Source organism: Kribbella sp. CA-294648, from assembly GCF_050943845.1.
Classification (GTDB): Bacteria; Actinomycetota; Actinomycetes; order Propionibacteriales; family Kribbellaceae; genus Kribbella.
Genome location: NZ_CP191981.1, coordinates 4,791,452 through 4,810,850, shown reverse-complemented (window position 1 = coordinate 4,810,850; position 19,399 = coordinate 4,791,452). Strand labels below are relative to the sequence as shown.

The 19,399-nt window shown below is 68.4% G+C and carries 20 protein-coding genes and 1 tRNA gene; 13 read left to right on the top strand and 8 right to left on the bottom strand.

What is annotated here, in order from left to right:
* Positions 1–201: 201 nt before the first annotated feature.
* Entirely contained in the window at positions 202–834 is a 633-nt protein-coding gene (locus tag ACQPYM_RS22840; RefSeq protein ID WP_433003212.1) for a hypothetical protein, read from the bottom strand.
* A gap of 349 nt (positions 835–1,183) precedes the next feature.
* On the opposite strand from ACQPYM_RS22840, the gene ACQPYM_RS22835 reads away from it, so the two are divergent.
* Positions 1,184–2,953, top strand: a complete 1,770-nt coding sequence (locus ACQPYM_RS22835; RefSeq protein ID WP_433003209.1) for a recombinase family protein — start codon at positions 1,184–1,186, stop codon at positions 2,951–2,953.
* On the opposite strand, the gene ACQPYM_RS22830 is transcribed toward ACQPYM_RS22835, so the two are convergent.
* A tRNA-Leu gene (locus ACQPYM_RS22830) sits at positions 2,935–3,019 on the bottom strand. The two genes, ACQPYM_RS22835 and ACQPYM_RS22830, sit on opposite strands and share 19 nt — an antisense overlap.
* A 101-nt stretch (positions 3,020–3,120) precedes the next feature.
* On the opposite strand from ACQPYM_RS22830, the gene ACQPYM_RS22825 reads away from it, so the two are divergent.
* Entirely contained in the window at positions 3,121–4,452 is a 1,332-nt protein-coding gene (locus tag ACQPYM_RS22825; protein ID WP_433003206.1) for a M20/M25/M40 family metallo-hydrolase, read from the top strand.
* Positions 4,453–4,598: 146 nt separating this feature from the next.
* Here ACQPYM_RS22825 and ACQPYM_RS22820 read toward each other — a convergent pair whose 3' ends face one another.
* A complete protein-coding gene (locus ACQPYM_RS22820) occupies positions 4,599–5,021 on the bottom strand; it encodes a CHRD domain-containing protein (RefSeq protein ID WP_433003203.1) in 423 nt (140 codons plus the stop codon).
* An 87-nt stretch (positions 5,022–5,108) separates the two neighbouring features.
* Entirely contained in the window at positions 5,109–5,987 is an 879-nt protein-coding gene (locus tag ACQPYM_RS22815) for a LysR family transcriptional regulator (RefSeq protein WP_433003200.1), read from the bottom strand.
* Between the two features lie 72 nt (positions 5,988–6,059).
* Between ACQPYM_RS22815 and ACQPYM_RS22810 the strand changes: the two genes are divergently transcribed.
* Genes ACQPYM_RS22810 through ACQPYM_RS22795 form a run of 4 tightly spaced genes read left to right on the top strand, consistent with a single transcriptional unit; the run spans position 6,060 to position 9,563 of the window.
* Complete coding sequence (locus ACQPYM_RS22810) at positions 6,060–7,319, top strand: MFS transporter (RefSeq protein ID WP_433003197.1); 1,260 nt, start codon at positions 6,060–6,062, stop codon at positions 7,317–7,319.
* Entirely contained in the window at positions 7,276–8,019 is a 744-nt protein-coding gene (locus ACQPYM_RS22805; protein ID WP_433003194.1) for an N-acetyltransferase, read from the top strand. The genes ACQPYM_RS22810 and ACQPYM_RS22805 overlap by 44 nt, the downstream gene beginning before the upstream one ends.
* A 55-nt stretch (positions 8,020–8,074) precedes the next feature.
* Positions 8,075–8,512 (top strand): ester cyclase, encoded by a 438-nt coding sequence (locus ACQPYM_RS22800; protein WP_433003191.1) that lies wholly within the window; start codon positions 8,075–8,077, stop codon positions 8,510–8,512.
* Positions 8,513–8,522: 10 nt separating this feature from the next.
* Positions 8,523–9,563 (top strand): LuxR C-terminal-related transcriptional regulator, encoded by a 1,041-nt coding sequence (locus ACQPYM_RS22795; protein WP_433003188.1) that lies wholly within the window; start codon positions 8,523–8,525, stop codon positions 9,561–9,563.
* Between the two features lie 10 nt (positions 9,564–9,573).
* Here the strand turns inward: ACQPYM_RS22795 and ACQPYM_RS22790 are convergent, their stop codons facing one another.
* Together ACQPYM_RS22790 and ACQPYM_RS22785 are read right to left on the bottom strand one after the other, a co-directional pair.
* Positions 9,574–9,759: a DUF5703 family protein gene (locus ACQPYM_RS22790; RefSeq protein WP_360274490.1), complete on the bottom strand. Its 186-nt coding sequence runs from the start codon at positions 9,757–9,759 to the stop codon at positions 9,574–9,576.
* 34 nt (positions 9,760–9,793) lie between these two features.
* On the bottom strand, positions 9,794–10,735 hold the full coding sequence (locus tag ACQPYM_RS22785) for an aldo/keto reductase (protein WP_132297909.1): 942 nt from the start codon (positions 10,733–10,735) through the stop codon (positions 9,794–9,796).
* A gap of 51 nt (positions 10,736–10,786) precedes the next feature.
* Here ACQPYM_RS22785 and ACQPYM_RS22780 point away from each other — a divergent pair, with 51 nt between their 5' ends.
* Positions 10,787–11,845: an LLM class F420-dependent oxidoreductase gene (locus tag ACQPYM_RS22780; RefSeq protein ID WP_433003184.1), complete on the top strand. Its 1,059-nt coding sequence runs from the start codon at positions 10,787–10,789 to the stop codon at positions 11,843–11,845.
* Positions 11,846–11,851: 6 nt separating this feature from the next.
* A complete protein-coding gene (locus ACQPYM_RS22775; RefSeq protein WP_433003181.1) occupies positions 11,852–12,679 on the top strand; it encodes an undecaprenyl-diphosphate phosphatase in 828 nt (275 codons plus the stop codon).
* 76 nt (positions 12,680–12,755) lie between these two features.
* Here the strand turns inward: ACQPYM_RS22775 and corA are convergent, their stop codons facing one another.
* The gene (corA, locus tag ACQPYM_RS22770; RefSeq protein ID WP_433003178.1) at positions 12,756–13,766 is read right to left on the bottom strand and encodes a magnesium/cobalt transporter CorA; all 1,011 of its coding nucleotides are present in this window, start codon (positions 13,764–13,766) and stop codon (positions 12,756–12,758) included.
* Positions 13,767–13,815: 49 nt separating this feature from the next.
* Between corA and ACQPYM_RS22765 the strand changes: the two genes are divergently transcribed.
* From ACQPYM_RS22765 to ACQPYM_RS22755, 3 genes are all read left to right on the top strand, one after another.
* Positions 13,816–14,526 carry a histidine phosphatase family protein gene (locus ACQPYM_RS22765; protein ID WP_433003175.1) on the top strand — a complete coding sequence of 237 codons (711 nt, stop codon included), beginning with the start codon at positions 13,816–13,818 and terminating at the stop codon, positions 14,524–14,526.
* A 180-nt stretch (positions 14,527–14,706) separates the two neighbouring features.
* Positions 14,707–15,282: a DUF3090 family protein gene (locus ACQPYM_RS22760; protein ID WP_433003172.1), complete on the top strand. Its 576-nt coding sequence runs from the start codon at positions 14,707–14,709 to the stop codon at positions 15,280–15,282.
* Positions 15,279–16,070 (top strand): SCO1664 family protein, encoded by a 792-nt coding sequence (locus ACQPYM_RS22755; RefSeq protein ID WP_433003169.1) that lies wholly within the window; start codon positions 15,279–15,281, stop codon positions 16,068–16,070. Before ACQPYM_RS22760 ends, ACQPYM_RS22755 begins: the two co-directional genes overlap by 4 nt.
* A gap of 111 nt (positions 16,071–16,181) precedes the next feature.
* Here the strand turns inward: ACQPYM_RS22755 and ACQPYM_RS22750 are convergent, their stop codons facing one another.
* Entirely contained in the window at positions 16,182–17,141 is a 960-nt protein-coding gene (locus ACQPYM_RS22750) for an AraC family transcriptional regulator (protein WP_433003167.1), read from the bottom strand.
* A gap of 88 nt (positions 17,142–17,229) precedes the next feature.
* Between ACQPYM_RS22750 and ACQPYM_RS22745 the strand changes: the two genes are divergently transcribed.
* Together ACQPYM_RS22745 and mshC are read left to right on the top strand one after the other, a co-directional pair.
* Entirely contained in the window at positions 17,230–18,039 is an 810-nt protein-coding gene (locus tag ACQPYM_RS22745; protein ID WP_433003164.1) for an NAD(P)H-binding protein, read from the top strand.
* Positions 18,040–18,123: 84 nt separating this feature from the next.
* Positions 18,124–19,344 carry a cysteine--1-D-myo-inosityl 2-amino-2-deoxy-alpha-D-glucopyranoside ligase gene (mshC, locus tag ACQPYM_RS22740; RefSeq protein WP_433003161.1) on the top strand — a complete coding sequence of 407 codons (1,221 nt, stop codon included), beginning with the start codon at positions 18,124–18,126 and terminating at the stop codon, positions 19,342–19,344.
* Positions 19,345–19,399: the final 55 nt, after the last annotated feature.

The following is a 19,399-nucleotide window of genomic DNA, read 5'->3' as shown; positions in this document are numbered from 1 at the left end:
ACTCTCGGCTAACGTCACTTCCGGATCGCGACAACCGGCCTCCCGCTGACCAGCGGTGGAGCGCAAAACCCGGCACATCCCACACCGTCGCCAGATCGCATCCAGCCGTTTCGGCGCTAGAAACGCCTTGAATGCAAGAAGTGTGACGGTGTTGGTCGGGTGGTTTGAGCGGCTGAGGCGGAGTTCAGTCGACCGCGAGCGTCAGACCAGGTACGACGCTGGCGCTGCTTGTGCGACGGCGGCGATGCGAGTCTCGATCTGTTCGGGGGGCAATGTTCGTGCCTCGCCGCCGGGGCAGAGGGTTGCTTGGAGGTGGAGGATGTCGTCCAGGGCGCGGACGAGGCCGGCCAAGGCTCGATCGTCGTCGCCGAGTCGTTTGTAGGAGGCTTGCGCGATCCAGCTCAGAACCTCTGCCGGCGTCGTGCAGGTACCGAGTTCGATCCAATATTCCGAGTCGGGGTGCTCGAGCGTTGCGGCAGACGAGTCGAGTCGCCAGCCACCCCAGTCACCGAACTTCGATCCGGGCAGCGCCGCGTCGTCGGTTGGCGATGCGAGTAGAGCCTGGTCGTCGTCTCGGTCGCCGGTGACGAAGTAACCGGCGGCGGTCATGAGCACGGCGAAGCGGGCCGGGTCGTCGAGGGTCGCTCTTGTGTCTTCGCTCGTAGTCGCGATCGAGAACCTGTCGTCGTTCGGATTCACGTGGAAGTCGCGGAGGCCGGCGGCGTGGAGTGTTGCGCGGATGCTGTCGGCTTGCTGGTCGCGCTCGGTGTTGAGTGGGCGGCCGTCGAATCTAGAGAAGCCGAATGCAGGGCGGTTGCTGTCGGGTTGGGTCACCGGCCAACGGTATCGAGTTTGAACGCTGTCGAACGTCGTAGTACGGAATCTGTGGATTGCGCCGCTAAGCGTGGCAAAGGTTGAGCGCTGATGGGTTGCGATGGCAACGAACGCGGTTTGCCGGCGACTTCGTGGTGATCGTGTTGGCCCGGAGGGCTTCGAGAGCCTGTGTGGCCAGCCGTTGATGGGATATGGAAGGCGAGCGGAGGTCGAGGCAGGCGGCCGTTGAGGCACCGGTACAGGTACGTGTTCCGGGCCGGCCGCCGGTGGTTTGTCCACAGGCGGCTCGCGTGCTCTGCCGCATTGTTGTACGACTGGCGAAGGCTAAGCGTGCGACGGAGGAGGCGTCTTGAGCGGCGATGTGGATGGTTCCTGGGCAACCCTGGATGAGTTGTTGGGGTTGGAAGCGCTGGCGGATGAGGCCACCTCCGGCAGCGGCGGCGTCGGGCGGCTGGCGTTCTATGGGCGGTGCTCGACCGAGGACAACCAGGATCCGCGGACTTCTCTGGCGTGGCAGCTCGGGGAGGCGCAGCGGTTCGTTGAGCCGCTGGGTGGGGTGGTGGTCGCGGAGTACTTCGACATCGGGCAGTCGCGGTCGTTGCCTTGGGAGCGGCGCGAGAAGGCGGGGGAACTCCTGCGGGAACTCAAGAATCCTGCGCGAGGCTGGGATGGGCTCGTGGTGGGGGAGGCCACTCGGTGCTGGTTCGGGAATCAGTTCAGCCTGACGTGGCCCAAGTTCGACCGGTATGGCGTGTCGTTGTGGATCCCTAGCCTGGGAGGTCGGTTCGAGCCCGACAACACGGTGCATGACATGGCTATGACGATCACGGGCGGGTTGTCGAAGAGTGAGCGGCAGCATGTGCAGCGCAGGGTTCGGGCTGCGATGGCGGCTCAGGTGTTGATTGACGGGAAGCATCAGGGTGGGCGGGCGCCGTACGGGTATGTGGTGGTTGATGCGGGGTTGCATCCGAATCCGCGGAAGGCGCAGGAGGGATATCGGCTTCGGGTGTTGGAGATTGATGACGTTGCTGCGCCCGTTGTTGAGCGGATCTTTGAGATGTACCTCGACGGGATCGGGCTGAAGGGGATCGCCGAGATTCTGAACAGGGATGGTGTGTTGTGTCCGTCTGCTCATACCCCTCGGCAGAATCGGCATCGGAGGGGCGACGGGTGGCAGCACTCGGTGGTGAAAGCGATCCTGGAGAACCCTCGGTACACCGGCTACGCAATCTACGGCCGGTGGGAGAAGGTTGAAGAGCTGCTGGATCCGGATGATGTGGCAGCCGGCCACGTCGTGCGGTTTCGGCGGTCGGCGCAGTCGAAGATCGTGCGGTCGCGCGAGCCCGCTCATCCGGCGATTGTCTCGGTCGAGACCTTCACTCGGGTGCAGTTGGAGATGCGGGCTCGGCGTGGGTCGGACATGGCGAGTCGGGCGTCGCAGCCGCGGACTCGGGTGGCACCTAGGGCGACGTACCTGTTCCGTGGGGCGATTCGGTGTGAGAGCTGCGGGCGGAAGATGGAGGGGGCTCCGCGGAAGCACGCGATGTTCTATCGGTGTGCCGCTCGGACGCTCGTTCCGGGAGCTAAGGAGGAGCTCGGGCATCCGCCGACTGTCTATCTTCGCGAGGACCATCTCTCGGATGGGGTGAACGCCTGGATTGCGCGACTGTTCAGCCCGAAGAATCTTGATGAGACTGTTGCAATTCTTGTAGGGGCTCAGGGCAAGGAAGATGCCGTTGACGCGGCTGAGCAGGGCTTCCGGGGTCGGATCGCTGCGGCGGAGGCGACGATAGGGCGCCTGCAGCGGGCGTTGGAGGCTGGGTGGGATCCGGAGGCGCTCACGGGGCAGTACAACGCTGCTGTGGCGGAGAAGAAGGCTGCTCTTGCCGGGCTGGAGGCGTTGGAGCCGGCTGAGCGGCTGGGTGCGTCCGATATTCGCGCGATGGTGAAGGAGCTTGGCGCCATGAAGGCGGTGTTGGATCGGGCCGATCGCGGGGATCTGGCTGACCTGTACGGCGCCTTGGGACTGGAAGTGTCCTATAACCACAAAACGCGGGTGGCTGATGTCTCCATCAGTACCCCGCGTGTGGTTAGCCTGCGTGTCCGAGGGGGGACTTGAACCCCCACGTCCCGTAAAGGACACTAGCACCTCAAGCTAGCGCGTCTGCCATTCCGCCACCCGGACGAGTGGTCTGCCGCTCGGTGGTGCTCTGTGCGGCGCCGACTGGAGAACCTTAGCAAACCCCACGGGTGAATTTCACATCGGGCCCGGGCAGGATGGGGGGTATGACTTTTTCTAGCTCTGGGGACCAGCCGTCGTACGCGCCGGATGGCGAGGTGGTGGAGCTGTGTAGTGAGTTGATCCGGTTCGACACCACCAACTACGGCAACGGGAAGAGCAACGGGGAGCGGGGCGCCGCGGAGTACGTGGCGGCGAAGTTGGACGAGGTCGGGATCGACTCGACGATCTACGAGTCGGAGCCTGGGCGGGCCAGTCTGGTGGCGCACTGGGAGGGGGAGGACCAGAGCGCCGACCCGCTGCTGGTGCACGGGCATCTGGATGTCGTGCCGGCTGATCCGAAGGACTGGAAGGTGGACCCGTTCGCGGGCGAGATCTTCGACGGGTGTGTCTGGGGGCGGGGCGCGGTCGACATGAAGGACTTCGACGCGATGGTGCTGTCGGTGGTCCGGGCGCGGCAGCGGGTGGGGAAGAAGCCGCGGCGGCCGGTGCGGCTGGTGTTCACCGCGGACGAGGAGGCCGGCGGCCTGTACGGCGCGCAGTGGCTGATCAAGAACCATCCGGAGACGATCGCGGACTGCACCGAGGGGATCGGTGAGGTCGGCGGATTCTCGGTGACGCTGAAGGACGACCAGCGTCTGTACCTGATCGAGACGGCCGAGAAGGGCATGAACTGGATGCGCCTGAAGGCCCGGGGGACCGCGGGGCACGGGTCGATGGTGAACAACGACAACGCGGTGACGAACCTGGTCGAGGCGGTCACCCGGATCGGTAACCACGAGTGGCCGTTGCGGCTGACCCCGACGGTCAAGGAGTTTCTCAAGACGCTCGAGGACGTGCTCGGGACCGAGCTGGATCCGGAGGACATGACCGAGACGCTGGCCAAGTTGGGCAGCTTCAGCCGGATGTTCGGGGCGACGCTGCGTAACACCGCGAACCCGACGATGCTGAACGCCGGCTACAAGGTCAACGTGATCCCGGGCGACGCGGAGGCGCATGTCGACGGGCGGTTCCTGCCGGGGTACGAGGAGGAGTTCTTCGCCACCATCGACGAGTTGCTGGGTGACAAGGTGCAGCGCGAGACGGTGATCGAGGACATCGCGCTGGAGACCGGATTCGACGGTCGTCTGGTCGAGACGATGAAGGCCTGCCTGGCCGCCGAGGACCCGCTGAGCCGGACCGCGCCGCTGCTGATGTCGGGTGGCACGGACGCGAAGTCGTGGTCGCGGCTCGGCGTTCGGTGCTTCGGATTCGTGCCGCTGCAGCTGCCGCCGGATCTGGACTTCATGGGCATGTTCCACGGCATCGACGAGCGGGTGCCGACCGCCTCGCTGGAGTTCGGCTCGCGGGTGCTGGACCGCTTCTTCGACGAAGCCTGACAGCCGGTACTACGGTCCGCGCTGCCGCCTTGCTGCGCTGAAAACACATCCCCGCAGCGCTGCGCGATGCGGGGATCTGGAAGGGGCGAAGGCCGGCGCCTGCAGCTGGTGGCACGGCCGGGGCTCAGGAGGAGCGATGCGCGCCGTTACTTCAGTTGGCCGCGGATGGCGCCGGCGGGGAACGGCGTGTTGTGGACGTTGACGTAGTACGCGCGGGGGTCCGCGCTGATCGCGGCGGCCAGTTCGGGGGTGATCGTCCGGCAGCCGGTCATCTCGGGTCCGGGCAGGCCGTCGGTGTCCAGTGGGATGACGACCGGGCCGGCCACGTGCCGGGCGCCGAGGTGGATGTGCGCGGCGGTGGGGGTGACGATGTCCTGCCAGCTGAGGGTCCAGCAGAACGTCGTTCCCTCGATGGAGTAGGTGAAGAAACCGTGGCCGTCTTCGTCGGCGGCAGCGGTCTCCTGGCCGCCGCTCAACGGGATGGCCGGCGCCGCGGTGGCGGCCGGTACGGCGAAGGCTGAGATCCCCAGGATGACGCTGACCGCGATGGCACTGGAACGACTGAACATGATCCCTCCCGGTGAAGTGACTACATCGCAGTTCTACGTCGTGGAGCCACCCACCGCCATGGCTGAACCCTCAACAACAGTGAAAAGTCAGGTCGAGCGCCGGGTCGGCGAGAGGTGCAGAGCGGTTCGGAGCCGGGGCAGTACGGCCAGTAGCCGGGGTGGTGGGGTGGTTCCGGTGAGGAGGGTGAGGGTCAGGCGGTAGCGGAACGGGGCCGGGACGAGTTGTTCGCCGTCGGCCAGTTCGTGGGAGAGCGCGCTCTTGGGGATCAGGGCCAGTTGGGAGCGGTGTCTGGCCATCGCGACCGTGGTGGCGAGGGTGACTCCGCGGCGGGGTGTGGCGCCGAGGGCGATCAGGCGGGTGCGGATCTGGTCTCCGCCGCGGTCGTAGGTCGAGAAGGGCAGATCGCGTCCTCTGAGCGGCTGGCGGCCGGTGCCGGGGAGCTCGACGCCGCGCGGTACGAAGAGGACGAGCTCGTCCCGGCCGACCGGTCGGGCGATCGTGCCGCGGGGGAGCACCATCTGGTCGGCGATGGCGATGAATGCTGCATCCATGGTGCCTTCGGCAACCATGGTGGCGAGCTGCTGGCCGTGGTCGACCTGCTGCTCGATGACCAGGTCGGGCAGTGCGGCGTCGAGAACGGGGAACAGGATCGGTGCCAGGCTGACGAAGGTGCCGACGGCGAGTCGCTCTCCGACGGCGGCCGCGCGGGTGGCCTCGTACAGCTCGTCGAGGTGGCTGAGGATGTGCTCGGCCCGGCGGGCGAGTTCGGTGCCGGCCGGAGTCGGTCTCGCGCCTCGGGTGTCACGGAAGAAGAGCTGGGTGTCGCAGCTACGTTCCAGCCGAGCCAGCCGCTGGGAGGCCGAGGGCTGGGAGATCCGCAGTTCCCGGGCAGCGGTACCGACCGAGCCTGTCCTGCTGATCGCCAGCACGAGCTGGAGATCCTCGACCGATGGTGATGAGGGCATAGGGACAGCCTATGAGCGATGACAATTTGCTGATGGCTACCAGGTACCGTCCCACAGCGCGACGATCGATGGGTGACAGCTCGTCGGGATGCGTTGTTCTTGCTGGCAGGTGGTGGGTCCGCGGATCTGGCGTTCCGGATCGCGCAGGTCGCGCTGCCGCTGGTGGTGTTGCAGGAAACGGGGTCCGTGGCGGCGACGGGGCTGGCCGGTGGTGCTGCCGGCGTACCGGTTCTGCTGTCGCCGTGGTGGGCGCGGCGGGCCAGGCAGTGGGTCGATTCGGGGAGTCGGCTGGCCGTGGTCGCTCTTGTTCAGGCCATCGCTTTGGCGATGGTCCCGGCGGCGGCTGCCTTCAACCAGCTGCACGCGGGCTTGCTGATCGCGAGCGGGTTGATGCTCGGCTGTGGTGACGCGCTGAGCACTCCGGGCCGCAGCGCGCTGCTTGCCGACACCGGAGATCGATGGGACCAGGCCAATAACAGCAGGGATCGTGCGGTGGTGCTGCTGACCTGGCAGGACGGGATCCGGCGGCTCGGGATGATGGTTGGCCCGCCGATCGGGGCGTTGGCGGTGGCGACCGGCTTCACCAACGGGTTGCTGTGGGTGGAGGCAGCCGCAGTACTGGCGGCCGGGCTGCTGGCAGTTGGGGTTGTGGGGGAGCGGTCACCAGCCGAAGCCCCGGCGATGCCGTCGATCCGGGAGAGTCTGGTCGGGCGGCAGGACGTGCTCTATGGATGGATCGCCCGCGGGACGGGTTGCCTGACCTGGTTCGCGTTCACGCTCGGGCTCTCGGTGATCGGAGCTCAACGCGGCCAGCCCGGCGTGTACCTGGCGGCCGGGATGTCCGGCTACGGGATCGGGTCGGTGCTCGGCACGCTGGCATCGTTGGCCGTGATCCGGCGGGTCTCCCCGGTACCGCTCGCAGCCCTCTCGTGGGCCTTGATGGGGTTGTGCTGGGTCGGAATGGGCGTCTGGACGACCCCACCGGCGGTCGCCGCGCTGGGAGCGCTGTCGGGCGTCACCGTCGTACTGGGGATCGCCGCGATCTCGATGCTGATCACCCGGTCGTCGGCGGGTGCCGAGCGGCGGACGCTGCTGTCCGGGCAATCGGTCGTGGTCAACGCCAGCAGCTCGGCCGGGCTCCTGATCGGCGGGCCGGTGATCGCGGTCGCCGGTGCCGAGAACACGCTGGTCGGGGCGGGCGCGCTGACCGCGGCGGTGGCGCTCGGAGTTCTCCTGGTACGGCGAAATCGGGCTGCGCGGGACACGGCGCCCTGCCAAACTTCGGGCCATGTCGGACAAGATCACGATCACCACGCTGGCCGAGCGGCCTGAACTGAACCAGAAGCTGCGGGAGTTCTCCGGTAGCTGGCCGAAGTTCATGCAGCAGGACCCGATCGGTACGGCGTTGATGGGGCGGGTGCCGGAGCTCTTTCCCGAGCACGTGCTGTTGGCGTTGGAGGGCGACGACCTGGTGGCGCACGGTCGCAGCATCCCGTTCGTGTTTCCGGACGAGGAACGCGCCGAATTGCCGGCCGGCGGGTGGAACCAAGCGCTGATGTGGGGTGTGGCGGACCATCGCAACGGCCGTACGCCGACGGTCGCGAGCGCGCTGGAGATCTCGATCACGGCCGCTCATCTGGGCCGCGGGCTCTCGCACGACATGCTGGCGGCGATGCGGCAAAACGTGCAGGCGATGGGGCTCAAGACGCTGTACGCGCCGGTGCGGCCGAATGGTAAGCAGGACGCGAGGCAGCCGATGACGGAGTACATCCGGCAGGTCCGGGAGGACGGGCTGCCGGTGGATCCGTGGTTGCGGGTGCATGTGAAGGCGGGGGCGGAGCTTGTGAAGGTCGCGCAGACCTCGATGGTGATGGCTGGGTCGCTGGACGAGTGGCGGGAGTGGACTGGGTTGGCGTTCGACCGGACGGGTGAGGTGATCGTGCCGAAGGCGCTCGTTCCGGTGCGGTGTGATGTCGAGCACGACTATGCCGTGTACGTCGAACCGAACGTCTGGGTCCGGCACGAGCTCTGACGTACCCCAACTAATCGGGGTACTCCGGCACGAGCACGCGACGCACGATCGGCTCATGACCACGACAGAGCAGGGCAGGACTACAGCGCAGAACAAGGACACCGTTCGGGAGTTCATCGACGGGTTGTTCACCAAGGGCGACCTGGGGGCGATCGATACCTATCTGGCCGAGGACTTCGTCAACCACGATCCGCCGTTCGGGGTGTCGGCCGATCGGGAGGGGATGCGGGCCGCTGGGCAGATGATGCGGGCGAGCTTCCCGGACTGGCACAGCGAGGTGCACCAGCTGATCGCGGAGGGCGACCTGGTCGTCGAGCGGTTCACCGCGAGCGGTACGCACCGGGGCGAGGTGATGAGAGTGCCGCCGACCGGCCGGACGGTCAGCCTGCCCGGGATCAACATCTTCCGGCTCAGGGACGGACGGATCGTCGAACGCTGGGGACGCCTGGACGATCTTGGCTTTCTCAAGCAGCTCGGGCTGGCTCCGGCGTAGCATCAGGATCATGGCGGCCGGGGCTGATCGCCTGGAGGTGCTGATCCGTCGCTGCTATGCAGGGCTGGGGACCGATGAGTTGCGGTCCGAGGTGCTTCAGCGGCTCCGCGGGGTGCTGACCGTGGACGCGGCCTTCTTCGCCACCGTTGATCCGGCGACGCTGCTGTTCACCTCGGCGGTGGCGGACGAGCCGTTGCGCTCGGCAACTGCTGAGTTCCTGGCCGGTGAGTTCGGGCGCGCGGACGTCAACAGGTTCGCCGTACTCGCCGATGCGGCCGACCCGGTCGCCTCGCTGGACCACGCGACCAAGGGTGAGCGCGCGGCGAGTGCGCGCTCGGCCGAGGTGATGACGCCGCTCGGTCTGGGCGACGAGCTGCGGGCGGCGCTCATGTCCGGCGGTCGGTGCTGGGGTGTGATCTGTCTTCACCGTGAAGACGCCGCAGCCGGGTTCAGCGACGCCGACCTGACCCTGGTCAGACGACTGGCGCCTCATCTGGCGGAGGGTCTGCGGCGAAGCCTGCTTGTCGGTGAGCGACGGGAGGGGTCGGCCGGTCCGGGGGTCATCGTTCTCGATGCCGGGCTCAGGGTCGACTCGATGAGCCCGGAGGCGGAGTACTGGCTGACTGAGCTGGCGGATCAGGAGTGGGCCGTGCACGGCGACCTGCCGATCGCGGTACGGCTGGCGGCGAGCCAGCTGCGGCGGCTGTCCGAGCTTCCCGCGGAGGCGCCGGTACTGAAGCTGCGGACCAAGGCCGGGCACTGGCTGGCGATCCATGCGTCGGTACTACGCGGCGCGGACGAGCAGACCGCGGTGGTGATCGGGCCGGCCACGCCGGTGCAGCTGGGCTCCATGTTGCTGGATGTGCACGGGCTGACGCCGGCGCAGCAGCGGGTCGCGGCGCTCGTACTACGGGGTCGGTCGACCCGTCAGATCGTCGACGAACTGCATCTGTCACCGCACACGGTGCAGGAACACGTCAGAGCGGCGTACGACAAGGTGGGCGTCGGCAGCCGCCGGGAGATGATCGCGGCCCTCCTCGGCGAAGGCTGACCCAAACTCGTTAGAGGGTCCGCATGACCCGGATGATGCGGCGGCGGAGCCAGACGCGGCGGGTGCCGTCGGGGTAGCGCCTCAGGCGGGCGAGTTCCCAGCCGCCGTACTCGGCGTGCTCGGTGAGCAGCCGCCGCACCGCCCCGCGCGACTCCGTCCTGGGCACCTCGAACTGCTGCAGCTCGTATTCGGCCATCCGCACCTCCGCACCTCACGGAACACCTGCTAACTCACGAAACATCCTCCAGCGCGGCCACGATGGCCGGCGGCAGAGTGAGTTCCTCCACACCCAGGACCGACTTCAGCTGCATCGCCGTCCGGGCCCCGACGATCGCCGCGGTCACCCCGGGCCGGTCCCTGACCCAGGTGAGCGCCACCTCGAGCGGGGTCCAGCCCAGTCCGTCAGCGGCACGGGCGACCGCTTCCACGATGCCCGAACCTCGCCCGTCGAGATAGGGGTCGACGAATCTGGACAGATGCTGAGACGCCGCGCGCGAGTCGGCCGGAATCCCGGTCCGGTACTTCCCAGTCAACACACCCCGCCCAAGCGGCGACCAGGCCAGTACTCCGATCCCGAGGCCACCAGCAGCCCGGATGGCGTCCGCCTCGGCGTCCCGGGCGAGCAACGAGTACTCCACCTGGTTCGACACCGGTACTGCGCGCCCCGGCCACGCCTGCTGCCAGGTGACCGCACGGGCCGACTTCCACCCTGCGTAGTTCGACACACCGACATAGCGGACCTTGCCGGAGTTGACCGCGTGGTCGAGCGCCGACAGCGTCTCTTCCAGTGGCACGTCGTCGGACCAGGTGTGCAACTGCCACAGGTCGATGTAGTCGACGTTCAGCCGCCGCAGCGATCCCTCCAGGTCACGCAGCAGGGCGCCACGGGACGTGTCGGTGATCCGCTCGCCGCGGCGGACGCTGAAGCCGGCCTTGGTCGCGATCACCAGGTCGTCGCGGTCCACCACGTCGCCCAGCAGCGACCCGATCAGTCGCTCGCTGTCACCGTCGCCGTACGCCGCCGCGGTGTCCACCAGGGTGCCACCGGCGGCCACGAAGGCGGCGAGCTGTTCACGCGCCTCGTGCTCGTCGGTGTCGCGTCCCCAAGACATGGTGCCCAGGCCGAGCCTGCTCACCGTGAGGCCACTGTGACCGAGATAGCGCTGCTGCATGGACCGAGCCTATTGCGGGTCACCGGCAACGGCTCGTTAGGCTCGCCTGTCATGCGACTCGGACTCAACATCGGCTTCGTCTTCGGTGGCGACGACCACCTCGATCATCTGAGGCTGGTGAGGGAGGCCGAGGCACTCGGATTCTCGGTCACCTGGGCGGCGGAGGCGTACGGCTCGGACGCCGCCACCCTGCTCACCTGGATCGCCGCCCAGACCACCACCATCGACGTCGGAGCGGCGGTGTTCCAGATCCCGGCCCGGACCCCGGCGATGACGGCGATGACCGCGGCCACCCTGGACCGGCTGTCCGGCGGCCGGTTCCGGCTCGGCCTGGGCGTCTCGGGGCCGCAGGTGTCCGAGGGGTGGCACGGCGTACGCTTCGACAAGCCACTCGCGCGCACCCGCGAGTACGTGGCGATCGTCAACTCGGCGATGCGGCGGGAGACCGTCGTGTTCGAGGGTGAACACTTCACCTTGCCGCTGCCCGGTGGCCCCGGCAAGCCGCTGAAGCTGTCCATCCGCCCGGTCCGCGACCACGTGCCGATCTACCTGGCCGCGGTCGGACCCAAGAACCTCGAGCTGGCCGGCGAGATCGCCGACGGCTGGCTCGGCATCCTGAACGACCCCGCCTATCTGGGAGAGCAGTTGAATCACATCAAGGCGGGCCGGTCGGCCCGCCAGGAGGGCCTCGGCATGGACGGCTTCGACGTCGTCGCCCAGGTCCCGGTCGTGGTCGGTGACGACCTGGCCGCCGGTGCCGACCCGATCCGTGGCTACACCGCGCTGTACATCGGCGGGATGGGCAGCCGGGAGAAGAACTTCTACAACGCGCTCGCGGTCCGGATGGGCTACGAGAAGGAAGCCAAGGAGATCCAGGACCTCTACCTGGACAAGAAGCACCGCGAGGCGATGGCGGCGGTCCCACAGGCGTTCATCGACTCGGTCTCGCTGCTCGGTGGCAAGGAACGGATCGCCGACAAGCTCACCGCGTACGCCGAAGCCGGGGTGACCACGGTCGCGCTGACCCCGTTCGAGCCGACCGTCGACCAGCGGATCGCCACCCTCCGCACAGTCGCGGAGGCCCTGGAGCTCGCCGGGATCGGTGACTGACCCCCGATGACGATTTGGGACGCCATCATCCTCGGCATCGTCGAGGGATTGACCGAATTTCTGCCTGTGTCGAGCACGGGCCATCTGACCATCACCGCGAAGTTGCTCGGGCAGAAGATCGACGATCCGGCGGTCACCGCGTTCACCGCGGTGATCCAGTTCGGGGCGATCGCGGCCGTGGTGCTGTTCATGTGGAAGGACATCAGCCGGTACGCCGTCGCCTGGTTCCGCGGGCTGCGCCATCCGGAGTACCGCGGTGAGCTGGACCACCGGATGGGCTGGTTCGTGATCGTCGGCTCGCTGCCGATCTGCCTGGTCGGGTTCCTGGCCAGGGACATCATCTCCGGACCGCTGCGCAGCATGTGGTGGGTCGCGGGCTCACTGATCGTCTGGTCGTTCTTCATGGTCGCGGCCGAGAAGCTGGGCAGCAAAGCCCGGCCGCTGACCCGGATCACGTTGCTCGACGCGATCGTGATGGGCCTGATCCAGTGCCTGGCACTGATCCCGGGTGTGTCCCGCTCCGGCGCCACCATCACGGCCGGTCTGTTCCGCGGTCTCGACCGGGTCGCCAGCACCAAGATGGCGTTCCTGCTCGGCATCCCGGCGCTGGTCGGAGCGGCCGTGTTCGAGCTGAGGCACGCGCTCAGTGGCCACATCGGCGTGGCGCCGCTACTGGTCGGCACGGTGGTCAGCTTCATCGTCGGCTACGCGTCCGTCGCCTGGCTGCTCCGGTTCGTGGCCAAGCACTCGACCTCGATCTTCGCCTTCTACCGGATCCTGCTCGGCGTGGTCATCCTGATCCTGCTGGCCACCAGCACCATCACCGCCACCTGAGCCAGGCACCACGCAGTACCGGCTGAACGCAGAACCGGGCTTTCCCGTGTGGGGAGCCCGGTTCCGTCGTTACAGGTCAGTTCGGGGTACTGCGGTCCGGGTTGGGGGAGGGGCCGAGCCAGCCTGCCTTGCGGAAGCCGACGTACATCGAGGTGCAGGTGACGGCCATCAGGGCGAGCACGGCGAAGTAACCGTAGTACCAGCGCAGTTCGGGCATGTGGTCGAAATTCATCCCGTAGATGCCGGCGATCATCGTCGGGGCGGCCGCGATCGCGACCCAGGCGGCGATCCGGCGCATGTCGTCGTTCTGCTGGACCGAGACGCGGGCCAGGTGCGCGTTGAGCGCCGAGCTGAGCAGGGTGTCCAGCGCCTCGGTCTGGTCGGAGACCCGGATGACGTGGTCGGCCACGTCGCGGAAGAACGGCGCCGCCTCGGGACTGATCCCCGGCACCGCGCCGCGGGCGAACGCCTCGATCGGCTCGCGCAGCGGGGTGATCGCCCGGCGCATCTCCAGTACTTCGCGCTTCAGCGTGTAGATCCGGGCCGCGTCGCTGGTGCGCTCGGGGGAGAAGACCGAGGACTCCACCTCGTCGACATCCACCTCGACGGCCCCGGCGACCGTCTCGTAGCCGTCCACGACCGAGTCGCAGATCGCCCAGAGCACCGCGGCCGGGCCGTGGCCGAGCACCGAGGCGCGCTCCTCGAGCTCCTGGCGCGCGGTGGTCAGCGGTGCGCCCTCGCCGTGCCGGACCGTGACGACGTACCGCTTGCCGACGAAGATGCTGACCTGGCCGGTCTCGACGGCGTCCTCCGCGTCGACGTACCAGAGCGTGCGCAGGACCATCACGAACGAGTCGTCGTACCGCTCCACCTTGGGGCGCTGACGTGGTGCCAGGGCGTCCTCGACCGCCAGCGGGTGCAGGTCGAACAGGCGCTGGACCCGGGCCAGTTCGGCGGCGGACGGTTCGTGCAGCCCGATCCAGCCGAACGCCTGGCCGTCGTCGTCGATCGCCCGCGCCACGCTCTCGGGATCCTTGGGCAGGTTGTGCCGCGCACCCTCGGAATAGACCCCGCAATCGACGATCACCTTCCCATCATGGCACCGGTGACTTGTCCGACCGGATAACGTGCCGTCTATGCCCACGGTGATTCTGGTCCGGCACGGACGCAGCAGTGCCAACACGTCCGGCGTACTGGCCGGGCGGACGCCGGGGGTCAACCTCGACGAGACCGGCGTCCAGCAGGCGGCGGCGGTGGCCGAGCGGCTGGCCGTGCTGCCGCTGGCCGCGATCGTCACCTCGCCGCTCGACCGGTGCCTGCAGACCGCGGAGGCGATCGCGAAGCACCACCCGACGTTGCATCTGGCAACGGATCCGCGGCTGACCGAGTGCGGGTACGGCGACTGGACCGGGGAGAAGATCAGCACCCTCGCCAAGGACCCGCTCTGGGCGGTCGTCCAGCAGCACCCGTCGGGCGTGACGTTCCCGAACGGCGAGTCGATGCGCGGGATGCAGCAGCGCGCGGTGGACGCGATCCGGGACCACGACGCGGCACTGGCCGCCGAGCACGGCGACGGCGCGCTCTGGGTGGCGGTCTCGCACGGTGACGTGATCAAGGCGATCGTCGCGGACGCGCTCGGCCAGCACCTGGACGCGTTCCAGCGGATCGTCGTCGACACCGCCTCGACCACGATCATCAGCTACACCAAGACCCGCCCGTTCGTGGTCCGGCTGAACGACTCCGGCAGCGAGCTCGCATCGCTGATCCCCAAACCGCCGGAGCAGTCCGAAGGCGAGGCCGCGGAGTCCCCAGTACAGTCCTCTGACGCCGTGGTCGGCGGACGGTAACTAGAACATGCTCGGTAGCCCCCTGCGTGCTGCGCGGCACTCGGCACGGCACCTCGCCGCACTGGAGCAAAGGCAACGATGGAAAAACATCGCGGCCATCACTCCAGCACGCCGAGCTACCGCACCGAGCACCTGCTCGCGACTGCAGGGGACTACCGAGCATGTTCTAGGGTTCCTGGTATGGCGCGCGTAGTGCATTCGTATGACGATCCGGACCGGTTCGTCGCCGGCACCGTTGGTGAACCCGGTGCCCGGACCTTTTTCCTGCAGGCCAGGGCGGGTAACCGGCTGACCTCGGTGGCCTGTGAGAAGGAACAGGTGATGGCGCTCGCGGAGCGGCTGGACGTGATGCTCGACGAGGTCGCGCGGCGGTTCGACCGGGAGCCGGCCGCGCCGGGTGGGGTGGACGACACCGACCCGCTGGAGCAGCCGATCGAGGAGGAGTTCCGGGCCGGCACCATGACGCTGGCCTGGGAGGCCGACGCCGAGAAGGTGGTGATCGAGGTCTACGCCGTGGTCGCCGGCGAGCAGGCCGAGCTCGAGCAGACCGACCCGGTCGCGGCCGCGCTGGAGTCCGAGGACGCCGAGGTCTTCATCGTCCGGATCAGCGAGGAGCAGGCCCGCGCGTTCGCCCGCCGGGCGGTCGCGCTGGTCGCGTCCGGCCGGCCGAGCTGCCCGTTCTGCGGCCGGCCGATCGACCCGGAGGGGCACATCTGCCCGCGCGCCAACGGCTACCGCAGGCACGTCCGCGAATGATCGACCAGGACCTGCTCGCCCGCGGTGAGCTGTCCCTGCTCGGCCGGCTGGTGGCCGCGTCCAACGGAACCTTCCAGGGCACGGTCAGCCTGGACGGCGAGTCGGCCACGGTCGTCTACAAGCCGGTCGAGGGCGAGCGGCCGCTCTGGGACTTCCCCGACGGCACCTTGGCCCAGCGCGAGTACGCCGCGTATGTCGTCTCGGAGGCGCTCGGCTGGAACCTGGTGCCCCCGACGCTGCTGCGCGACGGACCCATCGGAGTCGGCATGGTCCAGCTCTGGATCGACGAGGTCGAGCTGCCCCCGGGCGAGACCGAGTTGGTCGACATCGTGCCGCAGGGCCGGGTGCCGAAGGGCTGGGTCGGCGTCCTGGACGCGCTCGACGGCCGGCACAACCCGGTCACGCTGGTGCACGCCGACAACGTCGCCCTGCAACGGATGGCGGTGTTCGATGCCATCGTCAACAATGCCGACCGCAAGGGCGGGCACGTGCTCAACCCCGGCGACGGCCGGGTGTTCGGTGTCGATCACGGAGTCACCTTCAACGCCGACGACAAGCTCCGCACGGTGTTGTGGGGCTGGGCCGGTACGCCGGTCCCGGACGAGCTGCTCGAAGACGTCAGGAAACTCGCGGATTCCCTGGCCGGTCAGCTCGGAACGGAGCTGACGGACCTGATCACCGCCGTCGAGTTGACCGCGACCCGCGAGCGGTGCGCGACGCTGCTGAAGACCGCGACCTTCCCGCTCCCCAGCGATGACTGGCCCGCCATTCCCTGGCCGGCCTTCTGAGCTAGCCGGACCGCCCCCACTCACAAACCCGCTTCGCGCGGCGCAGCGCCCACCCCGCCACGCTTGACCAGGACCTGCCGCGCGCGGTTTGTGAGTGGGAGCGGTCCGCGACTAGACGCCGGCTGGTTGGCGGAGGGTGCTCGGGCTGATGCCGCGTTCGCGTTTGAAGGCGGCGCTGAAGCTGAACGCGTCGGCGTACCCGATCCGGCGGGCGACCGCGCCGACCGACGAACCCGGCTCGGCGAGCAGGTCGGCGGCCAGGGTCATCCGCAGGTCGGTGAGGTAGCCGAGCGGGCTCTCGCCGGTGAGGTCCGTGAAACGCCGGGCCAAGGTGGTGCGCGAGACTCCTGCGATATCGGCGAGTGAAGCCAGCGTCCACGGGTCGGCGGGGGAGCGGTGCATCGCCTGCAGGACAGGGCCGACGACCGGGTCGCCGAGGGCGGCGTACCAGCGCGGGGAGTTGAGGTCGAACCAGTCGCGCAAGGTGCAGACCATCAGCCAGTCGACCAGCCGGTCGAGGCTGACCTGACGGCCGAGCTTGCCGATCGCCAGGGCGTTCTCGATGTAGTCGAGCAGTGGCGTGCAGTCGTAGTCGTCGGCCACGATCATCACGGCGGGCAGTCCCTGGATCAGCCGGCGAGGCATCTCCTGGCGGACGTGATAGGCGCCGGCCAGCAGGACCGTGCCGCCGGGCTGTTCGGTCTCGGGCTGAGCACCGATCGTGCCGTCGCAGGTGACGTCGATCGGCTCGATGGCTGGGTCGAGCCCGACGCTGCCGGAGCCGGAGCCGGAGCCGGGGCCGGAGCTGGGATCGCTGCTGGATTCACGACCGGCGGGCGGGGCGGTGCTGAAGACGAAAGGCTCGGGGCCGCGGACCACGGCGGTCTCGCCGGGCTTGAGGTGAACGGTTTGACCGTCGACGTGCAGCCAGCCTTCGCCGCGCAGGGGTGCGCACAGGGTGAGGGCGGCGGCGTCGGTGAAACGCAACGCGGTGCCGGCCGGCAGGACCGGCGTACCGAGGACCGAGCCGTTGGCGCGGACGGCGTACAGGAGCTCGTCGAGGGGATCCATGGAGCCAACGTATTCGGTGGGACCAATGGACAGGTGGACGGCGATCTCACGCATGGCCCGCGGCGGCCGTGGGCGGTTGGCTGTGGGTATGACGATTCTGGTAGTTGGAGCGACAGGGAAGACCGGCCGGCGAGTGGTTCCGCAATTGCGGGCCGAGGGCAACGAAGTACGGGCCGCCTCGCGGTCCGGTGAGGTGCGGTTCGATTGGAACGAGCCTGCTGGTTGGGCGGCTGTGCTCGAGGGTGTCCGGGCGGTGTACCTGGTGGCTCCGGACGATCCGGCCCCGACCGAGGGGTTCGTGAAGCAGGCGGTGCAGGCCGGTGTCGAGCGGTTCGTCGTGTTGTCCGGGCGGGGGATCGACCAGGCGGACAAGGATGCCTGGGCCGGGATGCGGGAGGGCGAGCGGGCCGTGGCGGCGTCCGGAGTGGGATGGACGGTACTGCGGGCCAACAACTTCAACCAGAACTTCAGTGAGGACCTCTGGCGCGAGCCCGTCCTGGCCGGCCGGCTGGCGTTGCCGATCGGCGCGGTCGGGGAGCCGTTCATCGATGTCCAGGACATCGCCGAGGTGGCCGCTCTAGCGCTGACCGGTGACGGTCACTCCGGGCAGGTGTACGACCTGTCCGGGCCGGAGTCGCTGACCTTCGCCGAGGCTGCCCGGATCATCGCGGACGTGCGGGGGAAGCCGATCGAGTACGTCGAGTTGTCGCCGGCGGAGTACCGGGAAGAGCTTCTCGCCGCGGGGTATCCGGCCGAGGCCGTGGAGGCGCTGGACAAGATGTTCGCCGGGATGCGCCAGGGATTCCTCAACGAGCCGACCGACACCGTGGAGAAGCTGCTCGGGCGACCGGCCACCACCTTCGCGCAGTACGCCGAAGACGTCTGGCGCACCTCATAGCGCATCCGGGCCGGGATCGCGCGATGGATCGGGGAGTGGAACCAGGTCATGGCGCGAATTCGCTGACTGGATAGGCTCCCTCCCATGCAGGCGTGGACGAAACCAGAAATCCCGGTCGTACCCGGGCCGGCCCGGCGTCTTCACCTCTACGACACCGCGTCGGCGGGGCTGGTCGAGGTGCCACCGGGCGACGACGGCGCCGCCCGGATCTACGTCTGCGGGATCACGCCGTACGACGCGACCCACATGGGGCACGCCGCGACGTACGTCACGTTCGACCTGATCAACCGGTTGTGGCAGGACGCCGGGTACGACGTGCGCTACACCCAGAACATCACCGACGTGGACGACCCGCTGCTCGAGCGCGCGACCGCGACCGGCGTCGACTGGACCGACCTCGCGCAGAGCGAGATCCAGCTGTTCCGCGACGACATGACCGCCCTGCGGGTGGTGCCGCCGCAGAACTACGTCGGCGTGGTCGAGTCGATCGAGCTGGTCGTCAGCGCGATCGAGGACCTGCAGCGGGCCGGCGCGGTCTACTCCGTCGACGACGACCTGTACTTCGCGGTGAAGGCCGACCCGAGGTTCGGCGCGGTCTCCGGGTACGACGTGGAGACGATGCGCGCGCTGTTCGCCGAGCGCGGTGGCGACCCGAAGCGGGAGGGGAAGCGCGACCCGCTGGACAGCCTGTTGTGGCGGGCCGAGCGGCCGGGGGAGCCGGCCTGGGACTCACCGTTCGGGCGCGGCCGGCCGGGCTGGCACGTGGAGTGCTCGGCGATCGCGCTGAAGCACCTCGGGATGACGTTCGACGTGCAGGGTGGTGGCAGCGACCTGATCTTCCCGCACCACGAGATGTCGGCTAGTGGCGCGCAGGTGGCGACGGGGGAACACCCGTTCGCGCGGGCTTACGTGCACCAGGCGATGGTCGGGCTGGACGGCGAGAAGATGTCCAAGTCCAAAGGCAACCTGGTGCTGGTGTCTCGGGAACGCCAAGCCGGCACGGACCCGATGGCCATCCGGCTGGCGCTGCTGGCGCATCACTACCGCACCGATTGGTTCTGGACTTCCTCAGACCTGCTCGATGCGCAGGAGCGTCTTGACGTTTGGCGGGGCGCGATCAGCCGGGGCTCAGGTCCAGACGGCGCCGCAGCTGTGGATGCCCTGCGCGCCGCACTGACCAACGACCTCGACACGGTCGCCGCCCTCGCCGCCGTAGACCAGTGGGCCGAAACGAACGGCGACGACACCACAGCTCCGGCGCTCATCGCCCAGGCCATCGACGCCTTGCTGGGGATCAAGCTCTAAGCCACATCTGGTGGGTTCGAAAAGCCAGCGGCGACCTTGCACAAGTTATTCCCCG

Bases quoted from the DNA above. Each gene is read 5' to 3' on its own strand.
- ACQPYM_RS22825 (WP_433003206.1), top strand. From the start codon at position 3,121: ATGACTTTTTCTAGCTCTGGGGACCAGCCGTCGTACGCGCCGGATGGC.
- ACQPYM_RS22820 (WP_433003203.1), bottom strand. From the start codon at position 5,021: ATGTTCAGTCGTTCCAGTGCCATCGCGGTCAGCGTCATCCTGGGGATC.
- ACQPYM_RS22815 (WP_433003200.1), bottom strand. From the start codon at position 5,987: ATGCCCTCATCACCATCGGTCGAGGATCTCCAGCTCGTGCTGGCGATC.
- ACQPYM_RS22805 (WP_433003194.1), top strand. From the start codon at position 7,276: ATGTCGGACAAGATCACGATCACCACGCTGGCCGAGCGGCCTGAACTG.
- ACQPYM_RS22800 (WP_433003191.1), top strand. From the start codon at position 8,075: ATGACCACGACAGAGCAGGGCAGGACTACAGCGCAGAACAAGGACACC.
- ACQPYM_RS22795 (WP_433003188.1), top strand. From the start codon at position 8,523: ATGGCGGCCGGGGCTGATCGCCTGGAGGTGCTGATCCGTCGCTGCTAT.
- ACQPYM_RS22790 (WP_360274490.1), bottom strand. From the start codon at position 9,759: ATGGCCGAATACGAGCTGCAGCAGTTCGAGGTGCCCAGGACGGAGTCG.
- ACQPYM_RS22785 (WP_132297909.1), bottom strand. From the start codon at position 10,735: ATGCAGCAGCGCTATCTCGGTCACAGTGGCCTCACGGTGAGCAGGCTC.
- ACQPYM_RS22780 (WP_433003184.1), top strand. From the start codon at position 10,787: ATGCGACTCGGACTCAACATCGGCTTCGTCTTCGGTGGCGACGACCAC.
- ACQPYM_RS22775 (WP_433003181.1), top strand. From the start codon at position 11,852: ATGACGATTTGGGACGCCATCATCCTCGGCATCGTCGAGGGATTGACC.
- ACQPYM_RS22765 (WP_433003175.1), top strand. From the start codon at position 13,816: ATGCCCACGGTGATTCTGGTCCGGCACGGACGCAGCAGTGCCAACACG.
- ACQPYM_RS22760 (WP_433003172.1), top strand. From the start codon at position 14,707: ATGGCGCGCGTAGTGCATTCGTATGACGATCCGGACCGGTTCGTCGCC.
- ACQPYM_RS22755 (WP_433003169.1), top strand. From the start codon at position 15,279: ATGATCGACCAGGACCTGCTCGCCCGCGGTGAGCTGTCCCTGCTCGGC.
- ACQPYM_RS22750 (WP_433003167.1), bottom strand. From the start codon at position 17,141: ATGGATCCCCTCGACGAGCTCCTGTACGCCGTCCGCGCCAACGGCTCG.
- ACQPYM_RS22745 (WP_433003164.1), top strand. From the start codon at position 17,230: ATGACGATTCTGGTAGTTGGAGCGACAGGGAAGACCGGCCGGCGAGTG.
- mshC (WP_433003161.1), top strand. From the start codon at position 18,124: ATGCAGGCGTGGACGAAACCAGAAATCCCGGTCGTACCCGGGCCGGCC.